General features: G+C 69.2%; 12 protein-coding genes and 2 tRNA genes. 4 read left to right on the forward strand and 10 right to left on the reverse strand.

All coding sequences use genetic code 11. The features are described 5' to 3' along the window. Positions 1-20 precede the first annotated feature (20 nt). Together RS82_RS06840 and RS82_RS06845 are read right to left on the reverse strand one after the other, a co-directional pair. The gene (locus tag RS82_RS06840) at positions 21-722 is read right to left on the reverse strand and encodes an iron-containing redox enzyme family protein (RefSeq protein WP_084695499.1); all 702 of its coding nucleotides are present in this window, start codon (positions 720-722) and stop codon (positions 21-23) included. After that, on the reverse strand, positions 719-1861 hold the full coding sequence (locus RS82_RS06845; RefSeq protein WP_045297834.1) for a 3-oxoacyl-[acyl-carrier-protein] synthase III C-terminal domain-containing protein: 1143 nt from the start codon (positions 1859-1861) through the stop codon (positions 719-721). The genes RS82_RS06840 and RS82_RS06845 overlap by 4 nt, the downstream gene beginning before the upstream one ends. Before the next feature lie 183 nt (positions 1862-2044). Between RS82_RS06845 and RS82_RS06850 the strand changes: the two genes are divergently transcribed. Then, a complete protein-coding gene (locus RS82_RS06850) occupies positions 2045-2491 on the forward strand; it encodes a pyridoxamine 5'-phosphate oxidase family protein (protein WP_045297835.1) in 447 nt (148 codons plus the stop codon). 68 nt (positions 2492-2559) lie between these two features. After that, on the forward strand, positions 2560-2787 hold the full coding sequence (locus tag RS82_RS06855; RefSeq protein WP_045297836.1) for an RNA-binding S4 domain-containing protein: 228 nt from the start codon (positions 2560-2562) through the stop codon (positions 2785-2787). 43 nt (positions 2788-2830) lie between these two features. Here RS82_RS06855 and RS82_RS06860 read toward each other — a convergent pair. After that, a tRNA-Ser gene (locus RS82_RS06860) sits at positions 2831-2919 on the reverse strand. A 121-nt stretch (positions 2920-3040) separates the two neighbouring features. Between RS82_RS06860 and RS82_RS06865 the strand changes: the two genes are divergently transcribed. Next, positions 3041-3733 carry a DUF2278 family protein gene (locus RS82_RS06865; RefSeq protein ID WP_045297837.1) on the forward strand — a complete coding sequence of 231 codons (693 nt, stop codon included), beginning with the start codon at positions 3041-3043 and terminating at the stop codon, positions 3731-3733. A gap of 46 nt (positions 3734-3779) precedes the next feature. On the opposite strand, the gene RS82_RS06870 is transcribed toward RS82_RS06865, so the two are convergent. The 5 genes from RS82_RS06870 to serS all read right to left on the reverse strand — a co-directional run bounded on the left by RS82_RS06870 (position 3780) and on the right by serS (position 8845). Then, a complete protein-coding gene (locus tag RS82_RS06870) occupies positions 3780-5015 on the reverse strand; it encodes an LCP family protein (protein WP_245619537.1) in 1236 nt (411 codons plus the stop codon). Positions 5016-5095: 80 nt separating this feature from the next. Next, positions 5096-6382 (reverse strand): LCP family protein, encoded by a 1287-nt coding sequence (locus tag RS82_RS06875; RefSeq protein ID WP_045297838.1) that lies wholly within the window; start codon positions 6380-6382, stop codon positions 5096-5098. Between the two features lie 55 nt (positions 6383-6437). Further along, positions 6438-6522 (reverse strand) — tRNA-Ser (locus RS82_RS06880). Between the two features lie 152 nt (positions 6523-6674). After that, positions 6675-7583, reverse strand: coding sequence for an HAD family hydrolase (locus tag RS82_RS06885; RefSeq protein ID WP_045297839.1), 909 nt, complete (start codon positions 7581-7583; stop codon positions 6675-6677). Further along, complete coding sequence (gene serS, locus RS82_RS06890; protein ID WP_045297840.1) at positions 7580-8845, reverse strand: serine--tRNA ligase; 1266 nt, start codon at positions 8843-8845, stop codon at positions 7580-7582. Before serS ends, RS82_RS06885 begins: the two co-directional genes overlap by 4 nt. Positions 8846-8941: 96 nt before the next feature. Between serS and RS82_RS06895 the strand changes: the two genes are divergently transcribed. Then, a complete protein-coding gene (locus RS82_RS06895) occupies positions 8942-10240 on the forward strand; it encodes a diacylglycerol/lipid kinase family protein (RefSeq protein WP_084695500.1) in 1299 nt (432 codons plus the stop codon). Positions 10241-10247: 7 nt separating this feature from the next. On the opposite strand, the gene RS82_RS06900 is transcribed toward RS82_RS06895, so the two are convergent. Further along, positions 10248-11234 (reverse strand): carbohydrate ABC transporter permease, encoded by a 987-nt coding sequence (locus RS82_RS06900; RefSeq protein ID WP_157005447.1) that lies wholly within the window; start codon positions 11232-11234, stop codon positions 10248-10250. Then, positions 11231-12166: carbohydrate ABC transporter permease (locus tag RS82_RS06905; protein ID WP_045297841.1), on the reverse strand; the 936-nt coding region annotated here is incomplete at its 5' end. The genes RS82_RS06900 and RS82_RS06905, both read right to left, overlap by 4 nt.

A 12166-nucleotide genomic window follows, 5' to 3' on the forward strand; every position in this document is an offset into this window, starting at 1 on the left:
TCGGTCGCGGCGCCGCCACGTCAGCGGTCCAGTTCCTCGAGCTGCAGCGCGTACAGGCGCGCCACCACCTGCGCGCAGCGGACGATGTCGTCGGCATCGCGGTCGTCGATGATGCCGGAGGTCAGGATCGCCTCCATGTCCCCGGTGTGCGCGGCGTCGGCATCCTGGTGATAGCGCATGAAATGCACCTGGCTGTCGGCGAGACCGAGCACCTCCTGGAACCGCGCCGCCCATCCCGCCGCGCGCTTCGCGCCCAGGCCCTCGATGATGAACATCGCGCCCAGCAGCCCGACGGGGTTCGGCTGACCCGCATAGTGGAACATGTAAGCCGACAGGGCCTCGGACCCGATGTTCTTGCGTCCGCGGCGGAGCTCCTCGAGCGAGCCGCCGATCGCGACGTAGTCGCGCTCGAGCATCAGGTAGTCCCGGTGCTCCTCCTCGGCATGGCGGATCGCGGCCGCGCGCAGCTCGAAATGCTCGATGTCGAAGCTGGACGCCGCCCGCGAGATCCAGGGCGACCCGTCGACCACCTGCTGACGCAGGTTGAACAGCAGACGTCGGTAGTCCTCGAGCGTCACCGTTCCGTCGGCGAGGCGCTGCAGGATGGGCACCCGGTCCAGCCGGTCTTCGAGCTCGACCCAGACCTCCGCCAGGCGCTCGAACAGCGTCCCGGCGCCGTCCTCGGGGGCGATGCCGGCGGCGACGGTCGTGGTGCTGCTCATGTCGATGCTCCTTGCCGGTCGCTGGGTGCGACCACGGTGAGATGGGCGAAGGCGAACGAGAACCGGCCCGACTCGGGCACGGCGAGAAGGACCGTCTCGCCCGGCGCGAAGCGCCCCGTGTGCCACGCTTCCTCGAGCGCGATGAAGATGCTCGCGGAGCCCGTGTTGCCGCGGGTCTCGAGATTCGAGAACCAGCGGTCGGTGTCGAGCGTCGGGATGCGGCGCCGGAGAGCCTCGAACGCGACGTCGCGGAACATGTTCGTGCTGTAGTGGCAGACGACGTGGTCGAGGTGGCGCACATCGACGAGCCCGATGTCGACGAGCTCCTCGAACTGGCGGATGCCGGCATCCGCGAGATCGTCGAGCATGCTCACGTCCTGCCGCAGCAGGAACATGCCGGCCGCGTCCGCCTCGGCGATGCCGACGTCCTGCCAGGTTCCGCCGACCTCCGGCTCGGCGCCGACCATGCCGGCGCGCATGCACACGTCGTACTCGTGGGCGAGCGAGACGTGCCGCACCCAGTCGACCCGCAGCGACGGCTTGCTCGGGTGCGGCTGGAACTCGACGACGACCGCACCGGCTCCGTCGGACAGCATCCACCGCAGGAAGTGCGCGTCCATGCCGGCACGGATGCCGTCGTACCGGCGCTGCCTGAGGCTCCGGCTCGCGAGCTCCGAGCCCACCACGGCCGCACGGGGGTGGTCGCCGAGCCGGATCTTGCTGACGACGGCGTCGAGCGCCGCGAGGCTGGACGCGCACACCCCGGACGCCGACAGCAGCTGCATCGGCCCGCCACCGAGCCGCCCGTGCACCATCGACGCGAAACCGGGCACGAGCACGTCGCCCATCGTCGTCGCGCACGCCAGCATGCGGATGTCGTGGGCGTCGACGCCGCGATCGTCGAACGCCGCACGGAGGGCCTTGACTGCGAGCTCCTCGTTGAGCTCGGTCGGCTCGCCGTGCTCGTCGAGCGCGTAGTGCCGCTGCCGGATGCCGTTCGCGTCGAGAATGCGCCGCCGGATGCGCTGGGTCACCGCGTCGTCCCCGCCGAGGCGCGCCACGATGCCGTCGTTGTCGACCGGCTCCCCCGGCAGGTACCGGCCGAAGCCGGTGAGATAGGCATTCGCCGTCGCGCCCATGGTGAGAAGACTAAAGGGCAGACATGGATGCTGTGCCCCGCAGCATCCATCATCCCTTCAGTTCCGTCCGATTCGGCGTCGCCATCACGTGCGCTCGGACCAGGTCCGCTCTGCGCCGGGAAGAACTAAGGTGTGCGCAGAAGGGTCGTGCTGCGGCGGACGAGGATCGACGGAGATGGCGCCATGGAAGACACGAATCAAGCGGTCGTGACACTCAGCGAAGAGCAGTGCTGGAACATGCTCGCGCGCGGCGAGCTGGGGCATCTCGCCCTGGACGCGGGCGGCGAGCCCGACATCTTCCCGGTGAACTACGTGATCGACGGACCCCGGGTGCTGTTCCGCACCGCTCCGGGTTCCAAGCTCGCGGAGTTGTCGCAATACCCTCGCGTCGCGTTCGAGGTCGACGAGTACGACGACACGTACGCCTCGAGCGTGATCGTCAAAGGCGTGGCGGAACGGCTCGAGCTGCAGCGTGAGATCGACGAGGCCGACGCACTTGCGCTGCGTCCTTGGATCCCCACCCTCAAGTACCGGTGGGTGCGCATCGTGCCGACGCAGATCTCGGGCCGGTGGTTCGCACGGACGCCGGAACCCGAGCGCTACCGGGCGTCGGAGAAGGAAGGCGCGTAAGCGCTTCGCGGGGTCGACGCCGAGCGACCTCGACCGCCCGACATGCATCCGTCGGCTAACATTCGGGGATGACGATTCCGGCGCCGATCGATGACGTCCCGATCGGCGGCGAGAGCATTCGCCTCGGGCAGTTCCTGAAGTTCGCCGGCCTCTTCGACTCCGGCGGCGAGGTGAAAGAGGCGATCATCGACGGCTTCGTCCTCGTCAACGGCGAGATCGATCGCCGCCGCGGGAGGCAGCTGCAGGTCGGCGACGTCGTGAGCTTCGAAGGACGCAGCGTGCGCGTCTGCCCCTGACCGTCACAACGAGAATACCCCCGGAGGACCGGGGATTCTTCTGCGGAGACGGAGGGATTTGAACCCTCGGTCCCCTTACGAGGACTCCACCTTAGCAGGGTGGTGCACTAGGCCTGACTATGCGACGTCTCCAGGCATCCGGCCGCAAGAGCGCGGATGCACCCAGCAATCATAACCGAGACCGGGACCGCTTCTTGCACGCGCGGAATCAGCAGCCGGGTATCACACGCGGTCGCGGCTCGCTCATCCCGGTATGCCGTTCACACAGTACGGAGTGCTCAGCGGAACCCTCGTGTCGCACGAGCGGGACGACCCGGACGAGTTCGGGCGGTGGTGGCACGTCAACCTGAAGCTGCGCAGCGGGGCCCGCGACTTCCGCGTCGCGGTCGACGTCGACAGCAAGAACTCCGCCGCGGGGGTGCAGTGGAAGACCATCCGCACCACGGGCGCGAGGCTCGGCTGGCCGGCGCCGCCGGCTCCGGCCTTCACGAAGCTCCTCTCCTCCCCCGCCTCGGGCGCCCTCGACGTCATCCGCCATCGCGAGCTGCGGGTCGTCGGCATCCGCTGGTTCCTGCAGTGGCTGCTCCGCGCACGGGATGCCGTGGCCGCCGACCGATCGCCTTTCTGGGTGCCGTTCCTCCGGCCGTGGCGCTCCGGCGACCAGCTCCAGGCGTCGCAGGCGCTGGAGGCGACGCTGCGCGTCGGGGCGCTCACGCTCGTGTGGGGCGAGCCGTTCCCCGAGGGCGCGGCCCCGGCGTCGGTGCAAGGCATCCATAACGTCCATCAGAACCAGGGCGACCCCGCCGGGTCGCAATGGTTCCCCGAGAACGGGATCTGGCAGGACGGCGGGGTCGCGACGCAGCAGCCCGACGGCAGCTGGGTCGTGTTCGTCTCGAAGTTCTCGACGCAGTCCGACCGCACCGACAGCCTCGGCCACCCCGTGTGAGCCGGAACCCACACGGCCGAATCAGCGCGGCCGAGCGGCCGAGCGGCTACCGACCCTCGGGCTGCGTGCAGGTGGTCTGCGCCGCGGTCTGCCCCGCGATCGCCGACGGCAGCTCGACCCGCGTCTCCGCCGCCGGAGTCTCGGCGACAGGGGCCTCAGCCGCGGGTGTCTCGCCGGCGGCCTCGGTCGCGGCGGGCGTCGGAGCCACCTCCGGCTTGACGGCCTCGCCGGTGACTTCGACGCCGTAGCCCTGGCTCGCGTCGCCCGTCAGCGTCAGCGGCTGGTTGGCCTTGAGCGCGTCGAAGAGCACCGTCGCGGCGTCCTTCACCGGCATGACCCGGCTGGCGCCGTCGCCCGAGGCGTAACGGGTCGGGTACTGCACGAAGACGATGTCCTCGTAGGGCACGTCCTTGACGGCCATCGCGATCTGCACCATGAGCGTCGGGTTCGTGAGGCCGGAGCTCAGCACGAGCTGCTCCTGCTGCACCTGGCTGATCGCGGTGGTCGCGAGGTTCAGCAGCGTCGCGGGGTTCGCGAGCACCGAATCGGACTGGAGCTTGCGCACCATCGACGACATGAACTGCTGCTGGTTCGAGATGCGGCCGAGGTCGGAGCCGTCGCCGATGCCGTGGCGGATGCGCAGGAACTGCAACGCCTGTACACCCTGCAGCGTGTGGGTCCCGGCGGTCAGCTTGAGTCCGGTGTGCGAGTCGCTGATGTCGCCGGCGACACACACGTCGACGCCGCCGATGGCGTCGGACATGTTGATGACACCGGTCCAGCGGATCGCCGCGGCGAAGTCGATCTGGTCGTCGATGAGGGACTCGATCGTGAGCACGGTGCACGCGAGCCCGCCGTACTGGTAGGACGCATTGAGCATCTGCGACGACATCGCCGAGTAGCTGCCGCTGCCGTCCTCCTTCGGGCACGACGGGATCGGCACGAGCATGTCGCGCGGGAACGACACCACGGTCACGCGACGGGGCTCGTCCGAGATGTGCACGAGCATCGTGACGTCGTTGCGCTCACCCTCGGTCGCCTTGGCCTGGCACGCCCCCGACAGCGCGGCGTTCGCGCCCTCGCAGGAGTCGGTGCCGACCATGAGGATGTTCACGCCGCCCTCAATGGCACCCAGCGACGGCGGCAGGGGCTTTTCCTCGTCGAGCACGACGGCGTTCGCGGTGATCGTCTGCGTCGCGTCGAACAGGTTGTACGCGGCGATGCCGGCCGCGCTCACGCCGAAGACGCCGAGCACGACGCCGAGCATCGCGACGAGAGTCATGAACGGATGCCGCGACTTCAGCACTCCGTGGCGCGCAATGGGCGTCTGGCCCTCTCTCGAGGGCCGCTTGTCCGTCGCCATCAGCCGTTGGACCTGACGTTTCCGGCGGAGCAGGTCTGCTGAGCGGCGTTCTGTCCCGGGATGTTGTTGGGGAGTGCGACGGCGGTCTCGCTCGGTGCGGGCGTCGCCGAGGGATCGGCGGTCGCCGTGGGTGCGGGGTCGGCGGGCGCCTCGGTGGGCTGCGGGTCGGCCACGATCACTCCTCCGGTGAGGTCCTGGTCATGCGTGACCTCGAGCGACTCGTTCGCCGCGAGCGCCGCCCACAGCTGTTCGGCCGAGTCGTAGTCGGGCACCACGCGGTTGACGTCGGCGGGGTCGGTCAGCACCGGGTACTGAACGAACACGATGTCTTCGAACGGCACGTTCTTGACGGCCAGCGCGATCTGCACCAGCGTCATCGGGTTGGTCAGCGACTTGCTCGGCGTGATGTTGTCGACCGCGGTCGCCGCGAGCTTGTACAGCGTCGCCGGGTTCGACAGCACCTCGTCGCTCACGAGCTTGCGCGCGAGGCTCGACATGTACTGCTGCTGGTTGCTGATACGCGCCAGGTCGCTGCCGTTCTGCAGGCCGTGGCGGGTGCGCAGGAACTGCAGCGCCTCGACGCCTTGGATCGTGCGGGGTCCGGACGGCCAGTTGATGCCGGTGTACTTGTCTTTGATGCCGCCGTTGCCGATGCAGACGTCGACGCCGCCGATCGCATCGGTGATGTTGATGACGTTGCCGAAGCTCACCTTCGCGGCGAACGGGATGTTCTGGCCGCTGAGCTCCTTGATCGTCTTGGCGACGCACGAGAGTCCGCCGTAGCCCCAGGCCGAGTTGATCTGCGTCTTGCTGGTCGCCGACGTGGTCGAGCCGTCCTCGCGGGTGCACGACGGGATCGGCACCATGAGGTCACGCGGGAACGAGACCACCGTGACGCGTCGCGGGTTGTCGGAGATGTGCACGAGCATGTTGACGTCGTTGAGCTGTCCCTCGGCGTCTGCTCCCGTGCAGCGGTCTCCGAAGAGGTACGCGTACTCTTCTTCGCACTCGTCGGTGCCGACGAGGAGCACATCGACGCCGCCCTCTATCGCGCCGATGTCGGGCGGGACGGCGCCCTGGCCCTCGAGCTCGACGGCGCCTTCGGTGAAGCTCGCCGTGAAGTCCGTGGCGGCGTACGCGGCGACGCCGGCGCCCGACACCAGCACGACGGCGGCGACGATGCCGACGAGCTTCAGGATGAAACCGAACGGGCTCGGAGACGACAGCTCACCGTGACGGGCCACCGTGCGGCGGCCGCGCCTCGTGGGCTTGTGCGTCGAGCTCACTCGATTCCTTTCGGGGACTGCTTCTCACCTTCGCGCCCCCCGGGCACATCTTCTGCGGAGGGTGTGGGATTCGAACCCACGGGACATTGCTGCCCACTGGTTTTCAAGACCAGGTCCATCGGCCGCTCGGACAACCCTCCCGACCGATGCCGCCCCGGGGGGGAGGCATCCGTCGAACAGGCGTCGAGTCTAGCCGACAGCACTGTCGGCCCCATTCTTCCAACGACGCCTGGCAATCATCTGAGGGACGCGCGCTTTCCGCCGCGGGTCGGAGCGGCGGGGTGACCGCCCGTCAGAGGCGGCGGAGCACCGCGGCCACGCCGCCCTCGTGCACCGAGTCGGTGATCTCACCGGCGGCGTCGCGCACTTCCTGCGGCCCTTGCGCCATCGCGACCGCGCGGCCGCCGTTGTCGAGGGCCCAGCGAAACATGCCGACGTCATTCCGGCCGTCGCCCATGACGAGGACGTGCGCGGGGTCGATGCCGAGCTCGGTGCGCACCAGCTCGAGTCCGGTGCTCTTGTCGACGCCCTTCGGCGCGATGTCGAGCCAGGCGGTCCATCCGACCGCGTAGGAGACGTGGTTGAGGCCGATGCGCTTGACGAGGTCGACGAAGTCCTGCTCGCCCTTGTCGGGAGAGACGACGACCACACGGCACACCGGCTGCGCGCCGAGCTCCTCGAACGGGACGCGCCGCGCGTGGACGAGGTTCCAGTCCTCGAGGTACTCGGTGTACAGGCGCTGCCCGTCGGCGAGTTCGACGAGGTAGCGGGCGTCGGGCAGATGCACCCGCAGCTGCTCGAGCACCTGGCGCGGGTCGAACGTCTCGACGTGCCAGCGGTCGTAGCTCAGCTCGTCGGCTTCGAGACGCTTGAGCACGACGGCGCCGTTGGAGCACACCACGAACTCGGGGGCGATGCCCAGCACGCGCACGATGCCGCGGGTGCCCTCCCAGCTGCGCCCGGTCGCGACCATCACCTCGTGGCCGGCGCGATGCGCATGCTCGACGGCGTCGACGACACCGGGGCTGAGCGATTCGTCCTCGAGGAGGACGGTGCCGTCGATGTCGAGGGCGATGAGAAGCTGCTCGGTGGCGACGGCGGGGTTCTCGGTGTCGCGCGCGACCTGCTCGACGAGCTTCGCGGCCTTCTTCGGCGCGACGACCTTGATGGAGCCGGTCTTCGGCAGGTGCGCTTCGCTCACGCGATGGGCTCCATCACCTCGAGCCCGCCGAGGAAGGGCCGCAGCACCTCCGGCACCGTGACGGAGCCGTCCTCTCGCTGGTGGGTCTCGAGCAGTGCGACGATCCATCGGGTGGTCGCGAGCGTGCCGTTGAGCGTCGCGACCGGCTGCGTCCTGCCGCCTTCGGGCCGGTAGCGGATGTCGAGCCGGCGCGCCTGGTATGTCGTGCAGTTCGACGTCGAGGTGAGCTCGCGGTACGCGTTCTGCGTGGGGACCCAGGCCTCGACGTCGTACTTGCGGGCGGCGCTCGAGCCGAGGTCGCCGGCGGCGACGTCGATCACGCGGTACGACAGGCCGAGGTCCTGCAGCATGCCCTCCTGCATCGCGACGAGGCGCAGGTGCTCCTCCTCCGCCTGCTCGGGCGTCGTGTACACGAACATCTCGAGCTTGTTGAACTGGTGCACGCGGATGATGCCGCGGGTGTCCTTGCCGTACGAGCCGGCCTCGCTGCGGTAGCAGGTCGACCATCCGGCGTAGCGCTTCGCACCGCGCGACAGGTCGAGGATCTCGTCCATGTGGTAGCCGGCCAGCGGCACCTCGCTCGTGCCGACGAGGTACAGGTCGTCGTCTTCGAGGTGGTAGACCTCGGCGGCGTGCTTGCCGAGGAAGCCGGTGCCGCGCATGACCTCGGGGCGCACGAGCGTCGGCGGGATGACCGGCGTGAAGCCCGCCTGCAGCGCGCGGTCGAGCGCGAGGTTCATCAGCGCGATCTCGAGCCGGGCGCCGATGCCGGTGAGGAAGTAGAAGCGGCTCCCCGACACCTTGGTGCCGCGCTCCATGTCGATCGCGCCGAGCTTCTCGCCGAGCTCCAGGTGATCGCGCGGCTCGAAGCCGAACGCCGGAACGTCGCCGTGCGTGCGCAGCGTGACGAAGTCGTCTTCGCCGCCCGCCGGCACGCCCTCGATGACGATGTTCTCGAGCGCTCCGAAGGCTTCCGCGGATGCCTCCTCCGCCGCGGCGACCGCGTGCTGGGCCTGCTTCACGCGCTCACTGAGGTCCTTGGCCTCGGCGACGAGCGCGGCCTTCTCGTCCTTGGGAGCCTGCGCCACCTTCTTGCCGTGCGCGTTCTGAGCGGCGCGGAGTTCCTCGAAGGCGGTGATCGCGGCGCGTCGCGCGCGGTCGGCCTCGACGGCGGCGTCGACGGTGTCGGGTGATTCGCCCCGCGCTTCCTGCGAGCGCTTGACCAGCTCGGGATTGTCGCGAAGCAGCACGGGATCGATCACCCTGCAAGCTTAGTCGGGGACCGCGAATCGGCACCCGATCGGGTACGTCCACGTCGTGTGCACCCGCACACCGCTTCGGGTCCTAATCTTTACCTCATGGCGGCACCCGGATCCAGCGACGGCGATCGCCCCGACGACCTCACTCCCCACCCCGCCGACAAGATCTACGCCGACGGGCCCGACACCTCCGAGCTCGACCTCGCCGAGGTGCAGCAGGAGATATCGGATGCTGCGCTCCTGGCCGTCGCGCCCGCGTCCGGTTCCGCCGCGCCCGGCCCCGCGAAGGCCGAGGCAGACGACATCATCCGTCAGCCCGATGACGTCGAGCCCGACACAGCAGACGGCCAGAACGGCCACGCGCGTCGTGTCGGCCCGGAGGGCGCCACCCGCCCGATCTCGGACGACGGCGAGCGGCCCTCGCCGAAGGCGGCGCTGGTGTACAACCCGATCAAGGTCGACGCCGAATCGCTGCGCGACACGGTCGCACGCCTCGCGGCGCACGCCGGATGGTCGGAGCCCCTCTTCTACGAGACCACGGTCGACGACCTCGGCGACGACGTCACCCGCCACGCCCTCGAGGAAGGCGTGGATGCCGTGCTCGTCGCCGGCGGCGACGGCACGGTGCGCGCCGTCTCCGAGGCGATGAGCGGCACCGGGGTGCCGCTTGCGATCGTTCCCAGCGGCACCGGCAATCTGCTGGCGCGCAACCTGAAGCTCCCGCTCACCGAGCCCGGCGCCATGGTGCGCGCCGTGTTCGACGGTGACACGCTGGCGATGGACGTCGGCTGGACCGAGATCGCGCGTCCTGACGGCACGACCGCCGAGCACGCGTTCGTCGTGATGGGCGGCATCGGCCTCGACGCCGCGATGATCGCGAACACGAACCCGCAGCTGAAGAAGACGGTCGGCTGGGTCGCCTACGTCGACGGTGCGGCGCGCTCGCTGCCGAAAGCGAAGCCCTTCCGGGTCGTGTACGAGCTGCCTGGCCATCGGCTGCACTCGTCGAAGGTGCAGAGCGTGCTGTTCGCCAACTGCGGCAAGCTCCCTGCCGGACTCGACCTCATCCCCGAGGCATCCGTCGCCGACGGCGCGCTCGACATCGTCATCTTCCAGCCCAAGGGACTCTTCGGCTGGCTCTTCGTCTGGCGACGCGTCGCGTGGGACAACAGCTTCCTGCGCCGCTTCCGCGCCGGCCGCCGCGTGCTCTCGCTGCGCACCAAGGACAACGCGGTCGTCTACTCGCGCGGAGCCGGCATCGAGCTCGCGACGCATGAGGCGCGCCCCGTCCAGCTCGACGGCGACGAGTTCGGCGAGGCGCTCTCTGTCAAGACCCGGGTCGAGGCCTCCGCGCTGCTCGTCGTGGTCCCCAAGGGCCACAGCACCGACGGCCTCTGACTGCGCCTCAGCCCTTCACGGCGCCGCCGAGTCCCGCGGAGCGCAGGAACACGGACTGGAAGACGAGGAACATCGCGATCGGAATGAGCGTCGCGATGGCGAGCGCGGCGAGGAACACGTCGAGCTCGGTCTGCGACTGTACGTCGGGAAGGCGCACCGACAGGGGCTGCACCGCGGGGTCGGGGAGCACCAGCTTCGGCCAGAGGTAGTCCTTCCACGCCGCGATGATCGCGAACACCGAGACGACGCCGAGGATCGGCTTCGACATCGGCAGCACGATCGACCAGAAGAGCCGGAACGGGCCGGCGCCGTCGGTCTTCGCGGCCTCGAACACCTCGCGCGGCAGGTTGTCGAAGAACCTCTTGACCAGGAGGATGTTGAACGCGTTCGCCGCCATCGGCAGCCACACCGCAAGGTAGCTGTTGAGCATGCTCGCGTCGCGGCCGAGCAGCGGCGGCGACACGATCGTGAGGTACAGCGGCACCAGCAGCACGATGCCGGGGATGAACAGCGTCGCGAGCACGAGCGCGTTGAGCACCGGCGCGTACCTGGGTCGCAGCACCGACAGCGCGTAGCCCGCGGTCGTCGCGATGAACAGCTGCGAGAACCAGGCCCCGACGGCGATCACGATCGTGTTCCAGAAGTACTGGTCGATGTGGATGTCGTTCCACGCCGTCGACAGGTTCGCCCAGTCGATGCCGTTGGGGCACAGCGCGAACGGCTGCTGGAGGGTGTCCTGCGTCGGGGTGACCGCGGACTTCGCGAGCCAGAGGATCGGCCCGAGTCCGGCGATCGTGAGCGAGACGAAGAGGAAGGCGTGGGTCAGCGACATCCCGAACCGCGTGCCTGGACGCCGGCGCTCCGAGGCCGAGACGATCGACCGCTCGGCGAGATCGTCGATGGAGCCGCGCTTGCGCCCGCCGCCGGCCCCACGACGCGAGAGGAAGCCCCGCATGCCCTCCCGGCGCTCGGCGTTCGTGATCGTGGTGGTCATGAGGTGCTCCAGCGGTTCGTGAGCTTGAAGTACAGCCAGGACAGGATCGCGAGCACGACCGCGAGCAGCACCGACACCGCGGTCGCCTCTCCGTAGTCACCGCCCAGGCTGTTGCGGAACGCCTTGTCGTAGATGTAGAGCAGGATCGTCCTGGTCGCGCCCGCAGGCCCGCCGCCCGTGAACAGGAACGGCTCGAGGAACACCTGCGCGGTCGCGATGACCTGCAGGATCAGCATGATGAAGAGGATGCCGCGCAGCTGCGGGATCGTGACATGCCAGACCTTGCGCCAGATGCCGGCGCCGTCGACCTCGGCCGCGTCGTAGAGCTCCGGCGGCACCGACAGCAGGGCGGCCAGGTAGATGATGATCGATCCGCCCGCGGCCGCCCACGTCGCCTCGAGAACGAGCGACGGCATCGCCTGAACCGCGGAGGAGATCCACGGCTGCGGCGCAATGCCGAACCAGCCGAGCACGGTGTTGAAGACGCCCGACGGATCGGCGCTGTAGAAGAACTTCCACAGCAGCACCGCCACCACCGGGGGGATCACGACAGGCAGGTACGCGAGGGCGGAGTAGAGCCCCTTGCCGCGGCGCACCTCGCTCATCAGCACCGCGACGAACAGCGGCAGCGGGAATCCGAACAGGAGCGCCAGCAGCGCGAAGTAGACGGTGTTGACGACCGCGCGGCCGAGCTGCGGGTCGGTCAGCACCGCCACGTAGTTGTCGAGGCCGACCCACTCCGAGACGAGCAGGTTCGTCTTCTGCAGGCTCATGACCACCGACTGCACGATCGGCGACCACGAGAAGAAGAGGAACACGAACACCATCGGCAGCACGAACAGCAGGTTCGCGAGCCCTCCCCCGCGGTACCAGGTCAGCGGAGTGCGTCGGGTCTTCCGCCGGGCGGGAGGTGCGGCGGGCGGGGGCGCCGA

The sequence above is a fragment of the Microbacterium trichothecenolyticum genome, from assembly GCF_000956465.1.
GTDB classification, from domain to species: Bacteria; Actinomycetota; Actinomycetes; order Actinomycetales; family Microbacteriaceae; genus Microbacterium; species Microbacterium trichothecenolyticum.

What these genes read in the sequence shown, in the direction of transcription:
- RS82_RS06840 (WP_084695499.1), bottom strand. Translation starts at nt 722, where the DNA reads ATGAGCAGCACCACGACCGTCGCCGCCGGCATCGCCCCCGAGGACGGC.
- RS82_RS06845 (WP_045297834.1), bottom strand. Translation starts at nt 1,861, where the DNA reads ATGGGCGCGACGGCGAATGCCTATCTCACCGGCTTCGGCCGGTACCTG.
- RS82_RS06850 (WP_045297835.1), top strand. Translation starts at nt 2,045, where the DNA reads ATGGAAGACACGAATCAAGCGGTCGTGACACTCAGCGAAGAGCAGTGC.
- RS82_RS06855 (WP_045297836.1), top strand. Translation starts at nt 2,560, where the DNA reads ATGACGATTCCGGCGCCGATCGATGACGTCCCGATCGGCGGCGAGAGC.
- RS82_RS06865 (WP_045297837.1), top strand. Translation starts at nt 3,041, where the DNA reads ATGCCGTTCACACAGTACGGAGTGCTCAGCGGAACCCTCGTGTCGCAC.
- RS82_RS06870 (WP_245619537.1), bottom strand. Translation starts at nt 5,015, where the DNA reads ATGACTCTCGTCGCGATGCTCGGCGTCGTGCTCGGCGTCTTCGGCGTG.
- RS82_RS06895 (WP_084695500.1), top strand. Translation starts at nt 8,942, where the DNA reads ATGGCGGCACCCGGATCCAGCGACGGCGATCGCCCCGACGACCTCACT.
- RS82_RS06900 (WP_157005447.1), bottom strand. Translation starts at nt 11,234, where the DNA reads ATGACCACCACGATCACGAACGCCGAGCGCCGGGAGGGCATGCGGGGC.